Annotated in this window: 17 protein-coding genes; 6 read left to right on the forward strand and 11 right to left on the reverse strand. The window is 64.0% G+C overall.

Going from position 1 to position 19,019, the window contains the following annotated elements:
- Positions 1–12: 12 nt before the first annotated feature.
- The 6 genes from HELO_RS12425 to HELO_RS12450 all read right to left on the reverse strand — a co-directional run bounded on the left by HELO_RS12425 (position 13) and on the right by HELO_RS12450 (position 6,342).
- Complete coding sequence (locus HELO_RS12425; RefSeq protein WP_013333018.1) at positions 13–207, reverse strand: hypothetical protein; 195 nt, start codon at positions 205–207, stop codon at positions 13–15.
- Between the two features lie 59 nt (positions 208–266).
- Complete coding sequence (locus HELO_RS12430) at positions 267–1,529, reverse strand: peptidase (protein ID WP_013333019.1); 1,263 nt, start codon at positions 1,527–1,529, stop codon at positions 267–269.
- A gap of 49 nt (positions 1,530–1,578) precedes the next feature.
- Positions 1,579–2,838: a M20 family metallo-hydrolase gene (locus tag HELO_RS12435; RefSeq protein ID WP_013333020.1), complete on the reverse strand. Its 1,260-nt coding sequence runs from the start codon at positions 2,836–2,838 to the stop codon at positions 1,579–1,581.
- Between the two features lie 138 nt (positions 2,839–2,976).
- Positions 2,977–4,302 carry a PepSY-associated TM helix domain-containing protein gene (locus HELO_RS12440; protein ID WP_013333021.1) on the reverse strand — a complete coding sequence of 442 codons (1,326 nt, stop codon included), beginning with the start codon at positions 4,300–4,302 and terminating at the stop codon, positions 2,977–2,979.
- A 120-nt stretch (positions 4,303–4,422) separates the two neighbouring features.
- Positions 4,423–4,842, reverse strand: a complete 420-nt coding sequence (locus tag HELO_RS12445) for a DUF2946 domain-containing protein (protein WP_013333022.1) — start codon at positions 4,840–4,842, stop codon at positions 4,423–4,425.
- Positions 4,843–4,956: 114 nt separating this feature from the next.
- The gene (locus tag HELO_RS12450; protein WP_013333023.1) at positions 4,957–6,342 is read right to left on the reverse strand and encodes a DHA2 family efflux MFS transporter permease subunit; all 1,386 of its coding nucleotides are present in this window, start codon (positions 6,340–6,342) and stop codon (positions 4,957–4,959) included.
- 332 nt (positions 6,343–6,674) lie between these two features.
- On the opposite strand from HELO_RS12450, the gene sstT reads away from it, so the two are divergent.
- A complete protein-coding gene (gene sstT, locus HELO_RS12455; protein ID WP_041602121.1) occupies positions 6,675–7,904 on the forward strand; it encodes a serine/threonine transporter SstT in 1,230 nt (409 codons plus the stop codon).
- Positions 7,905–7,975: 71 nt separating this feature from the next.
- Here the strand turns inward: sstT and mgrA are convergent, their stop codons facing one another.
- A complete protein-coding gene (gene mgrA, locus HELO_RS12460) occupies positions 7,976–9,004 on the reverse strand; it encodes an L-glyceraldehyde 3-phosphate reductase (RefSeq protein ID WP_013333025.1) in 1,029 nt (342 codons plus the stop codon).
- A 194-nt stretch (positions 9,005–9,198) separates the two neighbouring features.
- On the opposite strand from mgrA, the gene HELO_RS12465 reads away from it, so the two are divergent.
- Genes HELO_RS12465 through HELO_RS12475 form a run of 3 tightly spaced genes read left to right on the forward strand, consistent with a single transcriptional unit; the run spans position 9,199 to position 10,791 of the window.
- A complete protein-coding gene (locus tag HELO_RS12465; protein ID WP_041602596.1) occupies positions 9,199–9,729 on the forward strand; it encodes a helix-turn-helix domain-containing protein in 531 nt (176 codons plus the stop codon).
- On the forward strand, positions 9,726–10,457 hold the full coding sequence (locus HELO_RS12470) for an AzlC family ABC transporter permease (protein ID WP_013333027.1): 732 nt from the start codon (positions 9,726–9,728) through the stop codon (positions 10,455–10,457). Before HELO_RS12465 ends, HELO_RS12470 begins: the two co-directional genes overlap by 4 nt.
- A complete protein-coding gene (locus HELO_RS12475) occupies positions 10,450–10,791 on the forward strand; it encodes an AzlD domain-containing protein (protein ID WP_013333028.1) in 342 nt (113 codons plus the stop codon). The genes HELO_RS12470 and HELO_RS12475 overlap by 8 nt, the downstream gene beginning before the upstream one ends.
- A gap of 79 nt (positions 10,792–10,870) precedes the next feature.
- On the opposite strand, the gene HELO_RS12480 is transcribed toward HELO_RS12475, so the two are convergent.
- Both HELO_RS12480 and HELO_RS12485 read right to left on the reverse strand, forming a co-directional pair.
- A complete protein-coding gene (locus HELO_RS12480) occupies positions 10,871–11,593 on the reverse strand; it encodes a phosphatase PAP2 family protein (protein WP_041602122.1) in 723 nt (240 codons plus the stop codon).
- A 21-nt stretch (positions 11,594–11,614) separates the two neighbouring features.
- The gene (locus tag HELO_RS12485; protein WP_232519595.1) at positions 11,615–12,829 is read right to left on the reverse strand and encodes an O-antigen ligase family protein; all 1,215 of its coding nucleotides are present in this window, start codon (positions 12,827–12,829) and stop codon (positions 11,615–11,617) included.
- A gap of 401 nt (positions 12,830–13,230) precedes the next feature.
- On the opposite strand from HELO_RS12485, the gene HELO_RS12490 reads away from it, so the two are divergent.
- Both HELO_RS12490 and HELO_RS12495 read left to right on the forward strand, forming a co-directional pair.
- Entirely contained in the window at positions 13,231–14,409 is a 1,179-nt protein-coding gene (locus HELO_RS12490; RefSeq protein ID WP_041602123.1) for a glycosyltransferase, read from the forward strand.
- Complete coding sequence (locus HELO_RS12495) at positions 14,393–15,688, forward strand: PIG-L deacetylase family protein (protein WP_013333032.1); 1,296 nt, start codon at positions 14,393–14,395, stop codon at positions 15,686–15,688. Before HELO_RS12490 ends, HELO_RS12495 begins: the two co-directional genes overlap by 17 nt.
- A 120-nt stretch (positions 15,689–15,808) precedes the next feature.
- Here the strand turns inward: HELO_RS12495 and HELO_RS12500 are convergent, their stop codons facing one another.
- Positions 15,809–17,578: a GMC family oxidoreductase gene (locus HELO_RS12500; RefSeq protein ID WP_013333033.1), complete on the reverse strand. Its 1,770-nt coding sequence runs from the start codon at positions 17,576–17,578 to the stop codon at positions 15,809–15,811.
- A 76-nt stretch (positions 17,579–17,654) separates the two neighbouring features.
- Positions 17,655–19,004, reverse strand: a complete 1,350-nt coding sequence (locus HELO_RS12505; RefSeq protein ID WP_013333034.1) for a cytochrome c — start codon at positions 19,002–19,004, stop codon at positions 17,655–17,657.
- Positions 19,005–19,019 lie beyond the last annotated feature (15 nt).

Consider the following 19,019-nt stretch of genomic DNA (forward strand, 5'->3'; position numbering starts at 1 on the left):
TGGAAGTATTGGTCATTCGCGATGCGGCAAGGCATCGGCACCCTGAGCGGGCTGCTCCGATTCCCGTGATGACTCGTTTTCCCGGGTCAACCGCTTGATCGTCGGCCGATATTCGCGGACCAGGATCCAGGCCACGATGGCGACCGACAGAACGGTGGTCAGAAAGGCGTTGCCGAACAGCAGCAGCAGATGAGGATTGAAATTCACGCTTTCACCTTTTTGTCGTTTGTCTTCATGGGTGTCTTGTTGTCAGGGCATGCCTCGAGTCATTCGTCGTGCCCGCACCAGCGCAGCACGGCCAGGGCAATGATCTCGGCGACATCGAAGACATCGTCCAGCCGGATATGCTCATTGGGAAAATGTGCCAGCCGGGTGATGCCGGGGCCGAACACCAGGGCAGGTATGCCGTACTGCGTCATCAGCCCGCCGTCGGTGCCCCAGGGCGACGCCTGAATGCGTGGTGACTCGCCATGGACCTCGCGATAGGCGGTGGACAGCATGTCCAGCAACGGATCGTCCGTCGCGATGCCTCCTGGCTGCCAGCAAGCGCCGAACCACTCGATGTCCACCGGATGCTCGCCAAACCAGGAGTCTCGCTCCGCCAGGGCGGCAAGGGCCGATTCGACATCACGCTGGGCGTCGGCCACGGTCTCGCCGGGGCCGACACCGACCCGCCCCTCCAGGGTGATCTCGTCGGGCACGCTGGAAGGCCAGTCCCCCCCTGCGATGCGCCCGACGTTGATCGGCAACGGAATCGGCACGCCATCGTAGAGCGGATCCTCCAGCTCATCGTTGCGCCGCTTCTCGAGTTCCTGCAGTGCCTCGAGTACCGACATCGCTTTCTCCAGGGCGCTGACCCCCTCATAGCGTGTCCCGCCATGCGCCTTGATGCCGACGACCCTGAGCCGAAACCAGCGGGAGCCCTGCTGGCGGGGGAAGATCATCTGCTCGCTGGGCTCGGGGATCAGTGCCGCATCGGCACGATAACCGCGCTCCAGCGCGGCCAGGGTGCCGGCGCCCCCTGCTTCCTCTTCGATCACGCTCTGCAGAATGACGTCACCCTTGAGCTTCACGCCCAACGACTTGAGCGTGGACACGGCGATGAAGGAAGCCATATTGCCTCCCTTCATGTCGGTCACGCCGCGCCCGTAAAGGCAACCGTCGAGGATTTCGCCCGAATAGGGAGGCTGCTCCCACTGGGCATGATCGCCCTCCGGCACGACATCCACGTGCCCATTGAGAATCAGCGAGCGACCGCCCCCGCTGCCCTTCCAGGTACCCACCACATTGGGACTGCCCGTGAAGTCTTGACGATGGCTGTTGAACAGCGGGTTGTCGCGCAATGCGGCAATATCCACTTCCCAGTAGTCCGTATCGAGGCCCAGCGACTGGTAGAGGTCGCGTATCTTGGCCTGATGTGCCGCTTCCTGGCCGGATAGCGTGGCATCGCGCACCCAGTCCTGGAGCAGGCGTGTGTAATCGTCGCGATGCGCGCGAATGAAGGTGCGGATCTCATCTGGCAAGGACATGCTCATCGCCTCCCGAGTTGGTTTCGATTCATTGTGAGTCTATTCCGGTTCAAGCACGGTTCGCCCGGGCCAGGATCGCATCGCACAGTACCTGGGCTCCCAGAGCACAGTGCTCGGGTTCGGCGAATTCGGCCTCGTTGTGACTGATGCCGTCACGGCAGGGGGTGAACAGCATGACCGTGGGGGCGACATGGGAGACGTTCACGGCATCGTGCCCCGCCCCGCTCATCATGTGAGGAAGCGACAGGCCACGCTCCCTGGCAGCGGTATCCAGCGAGGCGATCAGGTCGGGATCGAAAGGCGTCACCGGGGACCGCCAACGCCGCTCGATGTCGACCGATACACCGGCCTTCGAGGCCGCTGCATCGAGCCGCCGATACAGCATGGCCTCCAGCTCATCGAGTCGGGTGTCGTCGACATGACGCAGGTCGATCGTCAGGTTGACCTCGGCGGGAATCACGTTGCGGGAAGGTTCCGTCACCTTCAGCTCACCGATCGTCAGTCGAGCGTCCCCGGACGGGTCCGCCTCGACGTCATCGCGTATCGCCACGAGGCCATCGGCGGCAGCCAGCAACGGGTCGCGTCGATGCGACATCGGCGTCGGGCCGGCATGCGCCGACTGCCCCGAGATGCGCACGTCAAACCAGCGAATGCCCTGTACGCCGGTCACCACCCCGAGAGGATCACCGCTCTGTTCAAGTGCGGGACCCTGCTCGATATGCAGTTCGAAATAGGCATCCAGCACCGGTGTGCCGAGGGGCAGATCGCCGCGCTGGGCACTCGCCTCCAGGGCATCCGCCAGACGGATGCCATCGGCATCTTCCGCACGAAAGAAGTCGGACGTCTCGAGTCGCCCCGCATAGACTCCGCTGCCCCCCATGGCCGGTGCAAAGCGGCTACCCTCTTCGTTGGTCCAGACCACCAGTTCCAGAGGGCGCCGGGTCCGAACGTCGCGCTCATGCAGACTACGCAGAATCTCCAGCCCGGCCAGGACGCCCAACACACCGTCGAACCGGCCGCCCAGAGGCTGGGTGTCCAGATGGCTGCCGAAAGCCACGGGCGCCAGGCTCGTGTCACGGCCCTCGCGTCGCACGAACAGATTGCCCGCTTCATCGAGACGACAGCGACAGCCCAGGGCCTCGACCCACTGCCGAAACTGAAGCCGACCGGCGATGTCTTCCTCGGTAAGAGCAAGGCGACGGCTCCCTCCATTCGGCGAGGGGCCGATTGCCGCCATGTCCATCAACGAGCGCCAGAGCCGCTCGCCATCAATGTTGATCCGCGTCGATGCGGTTGTCGTTGGTTGCATCATGATCTCCGCAGGTATGCCGGGAGATCATTGAGCACATTTCATGCCATTAATAAGAAATTTTTGTTTATCATCATGTTATAAAAAAAGCCGCCGGGAGAGATGTCCTCTCTCGGCGGCTTTTGAGTCACAATCGACTCAAGCCAGAGCCTGTTTCGTCCCCCGCCTCCTGACCAGGGCGTCCACCACGGCCATGACGATCATCGAGGCGCCGACCAGCGGGAAGATCACGCCGCCGATGGCGAGCAGCGCCAGCACGCCCCTCAGACGACGCGGGTCACTGGGGGCCGGAGGTACGCCCAGACGACCCGCGGGGCGGCGCTTCCACCACATCACACCCGAGGACACGCACAGCAGCACGATGCCGGCGCAGGCCAGGGCCAGGATGAGTTGATTGGCCAGGCCGTATTGCTGCCCCATGTGCACATTGATGCTCCATTCGAGACCGCGCCCCAGCGGGCCATAATCGGCATAGCGCATGTCCAGCAGCGGCTCGCCGCTGTACTGGTCGAGATGCACGACCCGCTGACGGCTCAGGTCGTCCGGGTAGATGGAGCCTGTGTAGACGCCCTCCGGCCCGCTCGGCAGGCTGACCGCATAGCCCGGCGCCAGCCCCATGTCATCGAAGGTGGCCACGGCCCGGTCGAGCCCGATGGAGGGCGACGCGGAATCGGCCGATGTCGGCAGTTGCGCCTGTTCCAGCGACCAGGGCGTCTTGGTGTTCGCGGCCAGCCGCTGCTCGGACATCGGCACATTGACGCGCACGCCGTCGGGATAGCCGAAGTTGTGGCCATTGGCCAGTTCGTTAACCTTGCTGCCCCATACCGTCGACCAGGGCATGCCGGTGACGGCCAGAAACAGGATGAAGCCACCGACGAAGATACCGGTCACGGCATGCAGGTCGCGCCAGAACACGCGCTTGCGCGGTCTTCCGCGTACCGACATCACGCCACCGCGTCGCCTTCTCGGCCACCACAGGTAGAGACCGGTCAGTACCAGCAGGATCGACCAACCGGCGACGATCTCGATGATCATGCTGGCATTGGCACCAAAGAAATTGAGGCTGTGAAGCTGGCGGATCGTCCACATGACGCTGCCCTGATAGGGCATGTCGCCGGTCACCTCGCCGCTGTAGGGGTCGACGAACACGGCGACCCGAGTGCCATCCGGACGACGCACGTCGACCTCGCCGGCCAGCTCCGCGGCGGGCGGCGGCACATAGCGAAACGCCTCGCCGTCGACCGATGCCAGGGCAGCCTCTCTCTGCGCCTGCGGCGACACCATGACGCCCTCCTGCGCTTCCACACGCATCAGGTCGGCGTACAGCCAGCGGTCGATCTCGTCCTTGAACAGGTAGAGTCCACCGGTCACCGCCAGCGAAATCAGAAAAGGAATGGCGATCAGCCCGGCATAGAAATGCCAGCGCCAGACGGCGCGATAGATATCGTTGCTCTTGTCGCTCATGCAGGCCCCTCGGAAGCAGAAAATCTCGATGCCTGTCCAGCGACAGGCCCGGCGCACGAACGGCCGCCCCGTCGATTGGTGCAACGAAAGCGAAGCAGCGTGCGCGATGGTCTTGATGGATCAGCTCAGAGCGGGAGGAGCCCGGGTCAGCGCCTGGGGAAAGACTGCCGGCCCACCATGCGCAGTACGCGTGGCAACCACCGGGGCCGTGATGGCATGCGATGCCATCGGCACGACGCGCGGCAGCATCGCCATGAGCACAGGCATCTGCTGGAAGAGCGAGCAGTAGCCGCATTGCACCTGCCAGTGAAGCACCGCCGCATGATGCGGCGTGCCATGGTCGGTCTCGCCCGATGCCGACATCGCCATGTGCGGCGACGTCTCCATGGTGTGTCCGACATGCGTGGTGTGCCCGGCATGATCATGCACACCGGCCGCGCTCACCTGCCCGATCAACGGGCCGATGACCAGCAGCAGCATCGCCAGCAGCGCGAAACGTGCGAACAGGCGGGAACGATGATGCTGGAAGCGATGCAGCATGGGCAATCTTCAGGAAATCGGCACAGAGCAACGTGCCATGATAACGCACTTCATGCCGCGAGGGTCGGCGCCCGACGCGGTGCCTTGTCGCACTCGGCCCGCGACGTCATCGATTCAGGACGCCATCCTCCGGGGCCGTATCGCCGCCGCTGAACCGATCGCGGCAACCGCGAGCAGAACCAGCAGCAAGAAGGCCTCACCATGGCCACCGCTCCCAGGGCCACTTTCGCCTGCCCGCTCCGCCTGGGCAAGCAACACCACCATCGCGATGGCCCCCAGGGCTCCGCCGGTTCGCTGCACGACGTTGACGATGGTCGTGGCGTCGCCCATCTGCGCTCGCGTCACCGACGTATAGGCCGCGGTCATCGCCGGCATCTGGGCCAGCGCCAGCCCGGCACCGCGCACGACCAGCAACATGGCCAACTCCCCCCGGGTCAACGCTACCCCCAGTGCCAATGGCAAGGTCGCCAGGGCCAGCAGTGCGGCCCCCACCATGGCAACACGGCAGGCATCCAGACGATCAGTGAGCGCGCCGGCCACCGGCAGCATCAGGGCACTGCCCAGCCCCATCGCCAACAACTGCATACCGGTACTTGCCGCACTCTGGTGGGCGGCCGTCTGCAGATACAGCGGCAACACCAATAGCCCGCCATACATGTTGGCCCCGGCCAGGCCGGCGGTCAGTGTGGCGGCGGCGAAGCGCCTGCCGTGCAGCAAACGTACATCGATCAGCGGATGACGCTGGCGACCGGCATGCCATACGAAGACCACCGCCAGGACGATGCCCAGCGTCACGGAAGATAACGACACCACTTCCACATCTCGTTCGCCCAATCGCATCGCCCCGTAGAGCAACGCCGGCAGTCCCGCCACGATCAGCAACAGTCCACGGCCATCGAGGGGGCTATGCGGGTCGGTATCACCACCCGGCACCAGGGGCCGGGCAATCAGCAGTGCGGCGATGCCGACCGGCACGTTGATCCAGAACAGCCAGCGCCATGAGGCGATTTCCAGCAGCAGACCACCCAGGCCAGGGCCCACGGCCGGTCCCAGGGCGACGACCAGCCCGAGCGTGCCCATCAGGCGACCCAACTGCCGTGAATCGGCCATCGAGCCGATGACCGCCTGCCCGGCCGGCACCATCAGTCCGGCCGCCAGTCCTTGCAACACGCGAGCGCCGATCAGATTCCAAGGCCCCGGTGCCAGGGCGCATCCCACCGATCCGAACACGAACAAGACCATGGCGGCACTCCACAGCCGGCCGTAGCCATGACGACGCCCCAGCCAGCCCGCCACCGGCAGCGACACGGCCAGGGCGACCAAATAGCCCGTCGCCACCCACTGCACCAGGGCCAATGACACACCGAAGTCACGTCGGATGGCCTCGATGGCGAGATTGGCCACCGTGGCATCGAGCATCGCCATGAAGGCACCGGCACCGGTGACGGCAGCGATCTTCCAGGTGCGCCCGGAAATCCCGGGCAGGCTGTCTGCCCGCATTCTCCCTCCTTGCTCCCCGCGCCCTCGTTCATTTCGAGCGCCCCGGCCGCTGGCTCAGACCGTTCGGCCCCTTGGCCACGGATTCTTGTACTATCGATGCATCAGGGTGCAGCGATTCTTGCTGCCTTTATGGCAAACGAAAGTCTCACCTCCTGCCACCGCATACAATGTTAGACTGCCGCGCATTCGGCAGGCGTCTAGTCCGCGCGCTCTGGCATGGTGCGTATCACTGGCCTCTCCTTCCAATGTCACTCCCGTGTCGGCAAGCCGGGGCGTCCGCCGTCGTGATTCCCGTTCATCCATCCCAGCTCGAAACTCCCGAGAGACCTTTCATGATCGCAACTGTCAACGCCCTGTTCCGCCCCATCCGGCGGCTGGGCCTGATCCCTCAGATCGCCATCGGCATCGTCTGCGGCGTCCTGCTCGCCTCCCTGTCGCCGGAACTGGCCCAGTCGGTCTCGCTGCTCGGCCAGTTGTTCATCTCCGCGCTGAAGGCGGTCGCGCCGATCCTGGTGTTCATCCTGGTGGCGGCCGCCATCGCCGGCCATCGGCAGGGCCAACCCACCCACATTCGCTCGGTGCTGGTGCTCTATCTGATCGGCACCCTGGTGGCCGCCCTGGTCGCCGTGGCAGCGAGCTTCGCCTTCCCCACGACGCTGATCCTGGATGCTCCCGAAGTCAGCGGCAATCCGCCGGGAGGCATCGTGGAGATTCTCCGGAACCTGCTGATGAACGCGGTCGCCAACCCGGTCAGCGCACTGATGGAAGCCAACTTCATCGCCATCCTGGCCTGGGCGGTCGGACTCGGCATCATGCTGCGCCACGCCAGCGACACCACTCGGACCCTGATGGGCGATCTCTCCGACGCCGTGTCGCGAATCGTCAAGGTCGTGATTCGCTTCGCCCCGCTGGGCATCTTCGGGCTGGTCGCCGGCACCCTGGCCGAAGCCGGCATGGACGCCCTGCTCGACTATGCCCACCTGCTGATGGTGATCATCGGCTGCATGCTGTTCGTCGCCCTGGTCACCAACCCGTTGATCGTCTTCTGGAAGACGGGCCGCAATCCCTATCCGCTGGTCTTCGCCTGCCTGCGCGGCAGCGCCATCACGGCCTTCTTCACGCGCAGTTCGGCGGCCAACATCCCGATCAACCTTGAGCTTTGCCGTCGCCTCAAGCTGCACGCCGACACCTATTCCATCTCGATCCCGCTGGGCGCGACCATCAACATGTGCGGCGCTGCCATCACCATCACGGTGATCACGCTCTCCGCCGCTCATACCCTGGGCATCGGCGTCGACTTCCCGACCGCGCTGCTGCTGTGCATCGTCTCCGCCCTGGCGGCCTGCGGCGTCTCAGGGGTGGCCGGCGGCTCGCTGCTGCTGATTCCCATGGCCGCGAGCCTGTTCGGCATCTCCACCGACGTGGCCATGCAGGTGGTGGCGATCGGCTTCGTGATCAGCGTGGTGCAGGACTCCACCGAGACGGCGCTCAATTCCTCCACCGATGTACTCTTCACCGCGGCAGCCTGCCGCGCCAAAGGTGCCGACCTCGACGACGACTGAACAGATCGTCGCCGCCATGGCCCGTACGTGCACACTGCCCGGGCCATGGCGTCATACCCACCTTTCGCTCATCAGCGCTCCGACGAGGCGGCCCACAGATTGATGCCGCCTTCCACCGCGTGACGATCGATCTCGCGCAACTCCTCTTCGGTGAAGTCCCGCCGCTCCAGGGCGCCCAGGCAGTCGACGACCTGCTCCGGACGGCTGGCACCGATCAGCGCCGAGGTTACCCGGCCGCCGCGCAACACCCAGGCAATGGCCATCTGCGCCAGGCTCTGGCCGCGTTGCCGGGCGATCTCGTTGAGAGCCCTCACGTGTTCCAGGTTTTCCGGGGACAGGTGCGAGTCCTTGAGGGTCGCGCCGCGCGAAGCACGACTGTCGTCGGGTACTCCTGTCAGGTACTTGTCGGTCAGCAGCCCCTGAGCCAGCGGAGAGAAGACGATCGAGCCGGTACCGAACTCCTCCAGGGTGTGCAGCAGGCCGTCGTCCTCGATCCAGCGATTGAGCATCGAATAGCTGGGCTGGTGGATCAGGCAGGGCGTGCCCAGCGACTTCAGGATCTCGATGGCCTCACGAGTGCGTTGGGCGTTGTAGGAGGAGATGCCTGCATACAGCGCCTTGCCCTGACGCACCGCCTGGTCGAGGGCCATCATGGTCTCCTCGAGTGGGGTCTCCGGGTCGAAACGGTGCGAATAGAAGATGTCGACGTAATCGATGCCCAGCCGCTCGAGGCTTCGATCGAGGCTGGAGAGCAGATACTTGCGGCTGCCCCACTCGCCATAGGGCCCCGGTTGCATCCGGTAACCCGCCTTGGTCGAGATCACCAGCTCATCGCGATAACCGGCGAAGTCCTGCTTGAGGATGCGACCGAACAGCTCCTCGGCACTGCCCGGCGGCGGCCCATAGTTGTTGGCCAGGTCGAAGTGGGTGATGCCACGGTCGAAGGCCGTGCGACAGATCGCCCGGGCGTTGTCGGGATTGGCGTTCTCGCCGAAGTTCTGCCACAGGCCCAGTGATATGGCCGGTAGTTTCAGGCCGCTGCGTCCGCAGCGATGGTACGACATGCGCTCATAGCGATGCTCCGAGGGCATATAGCTCATGGTGGCTCCATCACGTTGAGAGACAAGGCTGGCCCGGGACAGCACCGGCCCGGACCGCAGTTGCGTTCTCCATTATGCGAACTCCTGGCGCAGAAGAAAGCGGCGCCTTCCCGTGCCACGTCATTTGACAGGTGACTGTTCGTTATATAGAACGTTCCATATAACGAACGAAATGGGAAGACGCCATGAGCGACATGGACAAGCTCTCGCTCAGCACCCTGGGCCAGCACCTGCAGACACTGCGGCGTGCCCGGGGCTGGTCGTTATCGCAACTGGCCACCGCCGCCGGCATCGCCAAGTCGAACCTTTCACGCCTCGAACAGGGCGACGGCAACCCCACGCTGGATACGATCTGGCGCCTGGCGGTACAGCTGAATGTTCCCTTCGGCACCCTGGTCGCGCCGATCAAGGTGCCGCTGGGCGAAGACGGCGTGGAAGTGCGCCTGCTCGATCAGGGCCAGGACGCGCCCCGCGTCGACGCCTACTGGATGCGCTGCGCACCGCACATCACCCGCCACGCCGAGGCACACTCGCCGGGCGCCCGGGAATCGCTCACCGTCGTCAGCGGCCGGCTCGAGGCCGGCCCCGAGAACGAGGCTCGAGCGCTCTCGGCAGGCGACACCCTGAGTTTCGAGGCCGACCAGCCCCACCTCTACCGCACGCATGACACCTGGGCGACCTTGCTCATGACCATCGTGTACACCGACACCGAGGCCGTACCATGACCACACGCACCCATCCGCTGCGCGCCACACCCTGGCTGACCGGCATGCGCGAAGCGATTCCCCTGCTGGGTGGCTACATCCCGGTCGCCATCTCCTTCGGGCTGATCGCCATCCAGGCCGGCTTCACCGCCTGGGAGGCCACGCTCATCTCGGTGCTGGTCTATGCCGGCGCCTCTCAGTTCCTGTTCATCGGTATGGCCGCCGCCGGCGCGCCACTATGGCTCGTCGTCGCCATGACCCTGCTGATCAACGCGCGCCACGTGGTCTATGCCCCGAACCTGGCTCCCTGGCTCACCGCGAGCCGGCACTGGCCCTGGCTGATGCACGGCCTCACCGATCAGGTCTTCGCCCTGGCCCACAGCCGCCTGCCGCAGTTACCGGAACATCAGCGCCTCGGCTGGTACACCGGCGCCGCCTTGCTGGCCTGGGCGAGCTGGATCGCCGGCACGCTACTCGGCGCCGTCGCCGGGGACTGGTTGATGTCGCAATGGCCACTGCTGGGCGAGGTCATGCCATTCGCGCTACCGGCCCTGTTCCTCGTGCTGGTCATGCCCCGCTTCACCTCGCGGCGCTGGGCGCTGGCCCTGTGCCTGACCATCGTCACGGCCATGATCTGCACCCTGGCCGGCTTCACCAACCTGGGCATTCCACTGGCCGCCCTGTGCGGGGCGCTCTGCTTCTACCTGGTGAAGTTCGATTCACGACAAGCAGGAGGCTCTCATGAGTAGCGCCCTCTGGCTGGCCGTACTGGCCTCCGCCCTCGGCACCTACCTGATACGCGTACTGCCTCTGCTCTGGATGCGACGCCGCCTGCGGCGTCTCGGGGAAGACGACAAGGTGGACGCCATGCCCCAATGGCTCGGCATCCTGGGCCCATTGATGATCGCCGCCCTGCTCGGCGTCTCGCTGGTACCGCGCCACCCTGACGCCACGGCCTGGCTCGCCACGGCCGTCGGTGTCGCCATCACCCTGCTCGTCTGGTATCGCAAGCGCTCGCTGGGCTGGCCCGTCGCGGCCGGCGTGGCGACTTATGGTGTCGTGATCGTACTGGTGGGAATGTAGCGCCCGGGTACGCTTTCAATACCCCGGGACACTACGGGGCCGGCATGTCGGGGCGAGGCCGGCCCGTGTGCGGGAATCGCTATGAACGGTTGCTCTTGTTCAGGGGCAAACTGCTCTCCAGACGCTTGAGCCCTGCCGTCACGGATGCCGACATGCGCGATGCCAGGGGCGTGCACAGCACCCAGGGCAGCAGCAGCAGACAGATCGACAACGACCCGACGAGCACGTCGCTGAGCCAATGTGCGCCCACCATGATGCGTGGCACGATGGCGAGAAGGGTCAAGGCGATACTGGCCAGGCGCGTCAAACGGTCGCCAAAGGTCAGCATGAATCCTGCGAAGATCATGGACATGATGCCGTGATCCCCCGGGAAGCTATTCCCCGCCTGATCTTTCGTGACAAATTCCACGAAGGAAGAGGTCAGGTTGACCTCGTCGAACGTCACGGTCGGGCTGGGGTGGCCATAGGTGATGACATGACGAACCATCTCACTGATCAGCCCGGCGGTGATCAACATGGTGACGCCGATCCCGAACCAGCGCCGCCACCCGCCTTGACGATCGCGATAGCTGGCCCAGCCCATGATGCCCAGCATGCAGAGAATGGTGAAAATATCATAACGGCGGCTGTTGAGCGCCGCCAGAATCTCGGTCCAGCGGAGGTGGTCGTCGCCGATGGTCTGGTTGAACCACCAGAACACGGCATCATCGAGCGTCGACCAGAATGTGAAATACGGCACCCACCAGCTGGTGATGAGCAATACGCCAAGGGCGTTGAGAAGCAGGATTCGGGAAAAGTTCATCGTTGATACTCTCAAGAACATTTATCTTCCAGAACGTTCAGCGAGGTGATCCCCCGCCCTGGCGTCTCGCTGCCAACGCCAGTAATGGGTAACCAGCCCCCCCACCACCAGGTTATGCACGTAGACGCCCGTCCAGAAGGAATTGTATGACTCGAACTGGTTGACCACTATCCAATAAAGGAAAAAGCCGGCGCCGAACAACGCCATGTCGCCCGGGAGTACGCCGCCACGCCAGGCCCGCCATGTCGCCATGCCGACCCATGAGGCCAGCGCCGCGATCAAGGCCAAGCCAATCAAGCCGTAGGCCACCCATATCTCGAGGAAGTAGTTGTGCAGGTGGCCAAACACCTCCTTGACCGACTCCGGCAGCCAGGGGGTATGCTCGATGACCAGACTGCGCCCCGTGCCTCCCCAGCCGACGAGCGGGCGTTCCTGTATCCATTCGAGCGCGGCCTGCCAGGTATGGATACGAATGCCGATGCTGGTATAAGGCATCTCCTCGACATCGCCTTCGAGCAGCATGTTGATGACCTGGGATTCCTTGCCCACCCGCTCGACGATCGGGCCCTTGAGCAAGCTGCCGGCGCCCAGCACGACGAGTAGCGCCATGCCGCCGCCCACCAGCAGGCATCGACGGTTGGGACGACGCCCATCTCCCAGCAAGCGCGTGTTCAACAACCAGACGACGAGCATGAATGGCAAGGCCAACGCCAGCGCCAGCCACACCGCTCGCGTCTGACCGATCAAGACCGCGATGACCGTCAGCAGGAACATTAGGCACCAGCCACTGATCCGTGCGGCACGCCAGCGACCGGGCGCCACGATACGAGGCGCGAATACTGCCAATCCCAGCAGTGCCACCCCGAACAGCATGGCGCCATGCTGGTAATTGCGGACACCAAACCCGACACGGTGGCCTTCGAGGCCACGGAGCCACTCCTGGAGCCCATCTCCCTGGACGACACTGGACAGCAGCAAGGCGATGACCGCCAGCCCCCAGACCAGCAAGGTATTGCGGGTGCTGCCTCCCAGCCACCACGCCACGGCAATGAAGATGAACAACTTGGCGAGACGATCGACTTCTGGATTATCCGCCACCCACTGAGGATGATGGAAATAGCCCAGCGTCCAGGACAACACCTGCACCATCACCGCGGCGAGCAGCAGCCAGAGCGCCGCACTGCTGCGGATGCCCTGCCCCTGGACCAGCACCATCACCAGCCCGAGCAGCGCCATGGTCGTTTCCGCAGACGACCCCACATCCGGCCAGAGTATCCGCCCACCCGCATAGAGCATCAGAGCGATGACACCCAGCGCCCAGATCCCCCGCGAGCATGACCACCCGATGGGAGGCTCCCAGATGTGTTGCGGTTTCACAATATTTTACCTTACGTGTTCGGAGGCGCGTACCTTACCGAAGCGAGCAGGTCGAGTACATAGGCACGACAGTCGCCCCGAACAAGCTTCAAGGGGGACCGTCACAGGGCAGCATCACAGGCCTCGTCGTCGGGTGGCATACCGAGCGAGAGACAAAACGGGTAGTATATGCCCCGGGTGCCTCCCGGCGTCGGCGACGACCGTTCGAAGGTTCCATTCGCCAGGTGGTTAGTCCATTGCAATCCCGGTTTTCTCCCTCCATGCGAATCCTGATTACCCTGCGCCGTCTCGGTACCGGCGGTATCGAACAAGCCACTCTGACCTTGGCCAATGCCATGGCAGCGTCAGGGCATGAGGTCCACCTGCTGGTCCTGAAAGGACAGCCGACCCACCATCCTCACCCCGATGTGATCGTCCACTGCCGAGATCTCGACAGGGAACAGCGCGGCAGCATCACAGGCATGGCCTGGCATCTGCTCAGCCGCCTGGTACTCGCCCCGCTCCTGCCCCGCTCGGGATTCGTCTGGCAGGGATGGCGCTGCAGTCGAGCCTTCGATGCCTTCGTCGCCGACACCGAGCGTCAATACGGCGCTCTGGATCTCATCCTGCTGCGTGGCCAGGGCGCCTTCGAGATGCTGTGGCGGGTGCGCGACCCCCGCGCCTGGCGGGTCGTGGAAGCGGTAACCGGACGCTTCTCCCGGAATGCCCTGGGCCGCTGGCTGACGCGCCGTCTCTTTCAGGACAAGCGCGTGGTCTGCGTATCGGAAGGCGTACGCGAGAGCCTGCATGCCTATCTGGCCGAACAAGGAGTGACGCTCGACGCCACCCGGGTCATCTACAACGCCGTGCCCATCGACGAGTTGCGCCGCAAGGCACAGGAGACACCGTCTCCAGTCATCCCGGAACCTTTCCTGGTGCATGTGGCACGCCTGGTCCCCGTGAAGCAGCAGTCTCTCCTGCTCGAGGCCTTCGCCAAGGCACGCCACCAGGGAATGACGCATCGGCTGGTGATCATCGGCGATGGCTCGGAGCGCCCCAGGCTGGAAGCCCTGACCCGGCAGTTGGGCCTCGGGGAAGTCGTCCACTTCCTCGGGCAACAGGCCAATCCCTACCCCTGGGTGGCGCGCGCTGACGCCTTCGTGCTCAGCTCTCGCTTCGAGGGGCTGGGCATCGTCCTGATCGAGGCCCTGGCTCTCGGCACCCCCTGCGTGGCCGCCCAGGCACCGGGAGGCATCGCGGAAGTGCTGATCGACGAACAACGGGATTTCATAACCGAGCCCACCGCCGCCGCGTTGGCCGAGGGCATGCTCAAGGCGGTAGCATCGCCCATCACGATTCGGCCCGCCTGGGTGGAACGCTTCGCCGAGCCCCGAATCGTGGGCGAATTTCTCGACCTCATCGACAACCGAAGCGAGTCAGCCGATGCCCCGAGTTCATGATCACTACCTGCCGCTGGCCCCTGAACGCGACATGGAAGCCAGCATCGACGACCAGGGGCAACTGCGAACGGATTCCACCGGGCTGACTGCGCAGGGCTGGACATGGATGCTGGAGGTCCACTACACGGCTCGCGGGTACTGGCGGCTCCCCGGCATCACGGTGAAAGAAGGCGGTCAGCCACGTTTCACCCAATACCTTGAGACGCGACAATCCGGCAAGCGTCTGCTCAATCTCAACGGCATCGAGGATCTGGCGAACGTCACTCTCGATCTCCAGAACTGCCGTCTGTCCTCCCGGGCACGCCTGCTCGGCTTTCCTCGTCCCCCGCTGGATGACGGCCCCCTGGTGATCATTGCGCCTCACCCGGACGACGCCGAACTCGCGGCCTATGGCCTCTATCGCCAGCATGCCGAACGCGCCTGGATCCTGACCCTGACGGCCGGCGAGCGGCACAAGCGTCTCGATCGGCAATACCTGCCCTTCCTCGACCCTGACCTGCAAAGCGCCAGCCGCCGCAAAGGCTGGATCCGCGCCTGGAACAGTGCCACCACGCCCATGCTGGCCGGCCTGGCGCAGCAACGGCTGTACATGCTCGGTTACTTCAATGACACCCTCGGCGCCCTGTTGAAGGCACCGACCGAGCACCAGCCATCGTTCGGCGACGAGACGCTCACTCCCGCCGATTTCCGGGAATGGAACCTGCACCCGCTGGCCTCCGACGAACAAGCGAACGGCGCTGCCAATCGCGGGGTCGACCTGCTGGCCGATCTCGAGCGGCTGCTCGACGAGATCCGCCCCAGCACCGTGGTAACGCCACATCCCGAGATCGACTCCCACCCCGACCACCGGGCGGCCTCCCAGGCGCTGGCCATGGCCATGCAAAACACCCGCCACCGCCCGCAACGCGTGCTGCTGTACGTCAACCACCTGAAGAGCCAACGGGGCTTCCCTCGCGGCCCGGCCCATGCCGCCGCTGGCGTCTGGCCGGTGCAGTATGCCCAGTCTCGTTTGGGGCCCGCCCCTCTCTACAGCCAGCCACTCGACCTGGAAACCCAACGCGAGAAGGCCGTGGCCATGGACAGCATGCACGACCTCAGGGACAAGCCGGGGTTGGAACGCCGCCTGAAACGCGCCGTGAAACGCCGACTGAGCGGGATTTCACCTCGCCAGTGGCCACGCTATGGACAGCACGACTACTTCCAGACCCACATCAAGGCACATGAAGTCTTCGTCCAGGTGGACGCCGAGGCGTTCCAGGCATCGTTCGACGAGCCGTGAGCCCGACGGCAAGACCTGGCCGCTGACGCCTCGCCTCGAGGGCCCGGGGAGGAGTACTCCCCTCCCCGGGTCGAGCTAGCCTTCATCCCACGGCCTCGTAAAAGCTTCCAAGTCGCACGATCAAGCGCGCGACATCAGCGGCCCCGGGTTCTTCAGGTAATCCTCCTTGATCTTCTTGGCCGACCAGTAGGTCAACGCAGCGATCAGATCGGTCGGATTGGCCTGGAAGTTCTGCGGGAAAGCATTGCCACCGGGCACGAAAACGTTGTGCACGTCCCAGCTCTGCAGATAACGGTTGAGCGCGGAATTACTCGGATCGGTTCCCATGACGGCGCCACCGACATTGTGCGTCGAAACATAGCTGGTCACCTTGAAGTGATCGCCGCTCAACCGGAAGCTTTCCTCCATGTGGTTCGGTTTGAGCACATCAGCAATCTCGCGCAACCGATCACGCATGAAGCGCGACAACTTCAGCTCGTTTTCCTTCCAGTCGAAGGTCATGCGCAGCAGCGGCATGCCATAAGGATCCTTCCAGGTCGGGTCGAGATCGAGCATGTTGGTGCGATAGGACATCACGCTGCCGGTCATCGACAGCTTCATGTGATGCCCATAATACTTCTGCAGCGCATCCTTGTAGCCTTGCCCCCAGCTCGGCGTGTCCTTGGGTAACGGCGTATTGATCGGCGTACCGCTGGCCTGCGAGGAGTGCATCTTGGCACCGCCGATGAAACCGTGCGACGCACTGTCGAAATTGCCCGGCGAGAAGTCATTGAACATCCTGCCGGTAGCACCCGCAGTGGCGAAGGGGTTGAACTCGATATCATCGAAGTACATGTGGATACCCCCGCCGATCTGGTAGGAGTAATTGCGCCCTACCGTACCGGTGCGCGACACGGGATCATACATCTGGCCGATGCCGGAATTGAGCATCAGACGCACGTTGTTCAGCGCGTAGGAAGCCAGAACAACCATATCCGCTGGCTGGAAAACTTCCTCGCCATTCTCGTCGATATAAGTCACGCCGGTCGCGGTCTTGCCGTCCGCGGCCAGCTCGACACGAGTCACATTGGCATGGGTGCGATAGGCAAAATTGCTGCGCTGCTTGAGCGCATTCAAGATGCATGTCTGCGGCGAGGCCTTGGAGTAGTTCACGCAACCGTAGCGGGAACAGAAGCCGCAATAGTTGCATGGGCCCAGTTGCATGCCATAGGGATTGGTCCAGGCACGCGAGACGTTGGCCGAGGGATTGGGGAATGGGTGATACCCCAACTGGCGCGCGGCCTTGTCGAACATCTCGGTATTCTGGGTGTCCTGCAACGCCGGTAGCGGATAGGGCTCGCTGCGCGGCCCTTCGAACGGGTCACCGCCCTCCTGGATCTCGCCGCGCAAGTTGCCGGTGGTACCGGACTGGCCACAGACTTTCTCGAAGAAAGTGAAGTGCGGCTCCAGTTCGTCCCAGGTCACACCGAAGTCCTGAATCTGCATGTCGTCCTGCAGCACGCCGGGCTCGAAGGCCTGGTCGGCGAAGCTTTTCAGTTGCAGGTCGGTCGGCGTTGGGCGAATCAGTACGCCGGTCCAGTGCGCGCCGGCACCGCCCACGCCGTCACCAGGCAGAAAGGCTCCCAGCTTGCGCTGCGGAAGCGCCCGCTCGTCGAGATTGCGACGAATGGTGACCGCCGATTGCTTCGGCTTCTGCATCATGGTGTGACGGATACCGTACTGCAGTTCGTCTGCCGCCTTGGGATAGGCAAAATCGGCGTTGCTGCGATCGGCACCGCGTTCCAGCGCCAACACATTGAGCCCCGCATCGGTCAGCTCCATGCCCATGATGGAACCGGTCCAGCCCAGGCCGACAATGACGGCATCGACACGTGGTTGTTGCTTAGCCATGCGTTAACTCCTCAATTCATTCGGCGTGTACAGCGACACGCCAGCATGGCCGCCTCTCCGGGCGACCCGCCCTTCGTTACTGGTCGCCATCTTCATGGTTGAGCGAGCCGTTCGGATCCGGAGCCCGGCTCAGCGGGGTGTCCCCGAGTGCGTCGCGCACCTCGTCAACCTGCTCGGCTGTCACCGGACCGGCGTCGTTACTCCAGGCGCCGCGCACGAAGGTAGCCAACGAGGCGATTTCCTCGTCCGACAGACGCCAACTGAAACCAGGCATCGGCAGTTGGGCAGGAATCTTCGACGTCGCCGGTGGCCGGGCGCCAGCCAAGATGGTGTGAATCAAACCAGCGGGATTCTCGGCATTGGTCAGCGAGTTGCCATCGAGCTGCGGGAAGACGCGGTCGGCGCCCTCGCCGGCGTTGAAGTGGCATGCCGCACAATTGTCTACATAAAGACGCTCGCCCTCGCTCAGATTCTTGGCTGCAGTGAGGTGAGCGGCGGTCTCGTCGGTGGCCTGTTCACGCACTTCGGTCGAAGCGGCATCGTCGCTGGCCGGGTTGGCCGGCAGTGACTTGAGATACTGGGCAATGCCCATCAGGTCCCGTTCGCTCAGGTACGAGGTGCTGTGGGCAATGACAGAGGTCATCTCGCCACCCACGGTGGCGTGAACGTTGCGACCGGTCTCGAGGTAATCGACGATCGCCTGGGTATCCCAGCTCTCGATGCCTTGACCGTCGCCGCCGTCGCCAGCGCGCAGCGAGGGCGCCCACCAGCCATTGAGATTGGCACCGGCAAGATACGCCTCGCTGTCGCCACCCAACGCCTTTTCCTGCTGAGCAATACCGCGCGGCGTATGGCAACTGCCACAGTGGCCGAGCCCCTCGACCAGATAGCGACCGCGCTCGGTCAGCTCGTCATGACTGGCCTGCGGTGTGAAGGGCTCCGCATCGGCGAACAGCCAGTTCCAGGCAGAAATTCCCCAACGCTGGTTGAACGGAAAACCGAGCGATGTCTTCGGTGGCTGGGAAGCCACGGGCTCTACACCCTGCATGAAGTAGGCGTAGAGCGCGTGAACATCCTCATCGGTCAGGTTCGCATAGGAGGGATACGGCATCGCCGGATACAGGTTTGCGCCATCAGCACGCTTGCCTTCACGCAGGGCAGCGGCGAACTGTTCCTCGGTATAGCTACCGATGCCGTTTTCCTTGTCCGGGGTGATATTGGTCGAATAAATGGTACCGAAGGGGCTTTCGATTCTCAGACCTCCGGCAAATGGCTTGCCCTGCGGCGAGGAGTGGCAAGCGACGCAATCGCCGGCACGCGCCAGGTAAGCGCCCCGTTTGACGATGTCATCGTTGTCGGCGAATGCAGGCATGGCGGACAGCAGTGTGCCTCCCGCCAACAGCGGAATCAGATATCTTGTAGTCACGATGGAAGTCCTTTT

The sequence above is a fragment of the Halomonas elongata DSM 2581 genome, from assembly GCF_000196875.2.
In the GTDB taxonomy this organism is placed as follows: domain Bacteria; phylum Pseudomonadota; class Gammaproteobacteria; order Pseudomonadales; family Halomonadaceae; genus Halomonas; species Halomonas elongata.

What these genes read in the sequence shown, in the direction of transcription:
- HELO_RS12430 (WP_013333019.1), bottom strand. Translation starts at nt 1,529, where the DNA reads ATGTCCTTGCCAGATGAGATCCGCACCTTCATTCGCGCGCATCGCGAC.
- HELO_RS12435 (WP_013333020.1), bottom strand. Translation starts at nt 2,838, where the DNA reads ATGCAACCAACGACAACCGCATCGACGCGGATCAACATTGATGGCGAG.
- HELO_RS12440 (WP_013333021.1), bottom strand. Translation starts at nt 4,302, where the DNA reads ATGAGCGACAAGAGCAACGATATCTATCGCGCCGTCTGGCGCTGGCAT.
- HELO_RS12445 (WP_013333022.1), bottom strand. Translation starts at nt 4,842, where the DNA reads ATGCTGCATCGCTTCCAGCATCATCGTTCCCGCCTGTTCGCACGTTTC.
- HELO_RS12450 (WP_013333023.1), bottom strand. Translation starts at nt 6,342, where the DNA reads ATGCGGGCAGACAGCCTGCCCGGGATTTCCGGGCGCACCTGGAAGATC.
- sstT (WP_041602121.1), top strand. Translation starts at nt 6,675, where the DNA reads ATGATCGCAACTGTCAACGCCCTGTTCCGCCCCATCCGGCGGCTGGGC.
- mgrA (WP_013333025.1), bottom strand. Translation starts at nt 9,004, where the DNA reads ATGAGCTATATGCCCTCGGAGCATCGCTATGAGCGCATGTCGTACCAT.
- HELO_RS12465 (WP_041602596.1), top strand. Translation starts at nt 9,199, where the DNA reads ATGGACAAGCTCTCGCTCAGCACCCTGGGCCAGCACCTGCAGACACTG.
- HELO_RS12470 (WP_013333027.1), top strand. Translation starts at nt 9,726, where the DNA reads ATGACCACACGCACCCATCCGCTGCGCGCCACACCCTGGCTGACCGGC.
- HELO_RS12475 (WP_013333028.1), top strand. Translation starts at nt 10,450, where the DNA reads ATGAGTAGCGCCCTCTGGCTGGCCGTACTGGCCTCCGCCCTCGGCACC.
- HELO_RS12480 (WP_041602122.1), bottom strand. Translation starts at nt 11,593, where the DNA reads ATGAACTTTTCCCGAATCCTGCTTCTCAACGCCCTTGGCGTATTGCTC.
- HELO_RS12485 (WP_232519595.1), bottom strand. Translation starts at nt 12,829, where the DNA reads ATGGCGCTGCTCGGGCTGGTGATGGTGCTGGTCCAGGGGCAGGGCATC.
- HELO_RS12490 (WP_041602123.1), top strand. Translation starts at nt 13,231, where the DNA reads ATGCGAATCCTGATTACCCTGCGCCGTCTCGGTACCGGCGGTATCGAA.
- HELO_RS12495 (WP_013333032.1), top strand. Translation starts at nt 14,393, where the DNA reads ATGCCCCGAGTTCATGATCACTACCTGCCGCTGGCCCCTGAACGCGAC.
- HELO_RS12500 (WP_013333033.1), bottom strand. Translation starts at nt 17,578, where the DNA reads ATGGCTAAGCAACAACCACGTGTCGATGCCGTCATTGTCGGCCTGGGC.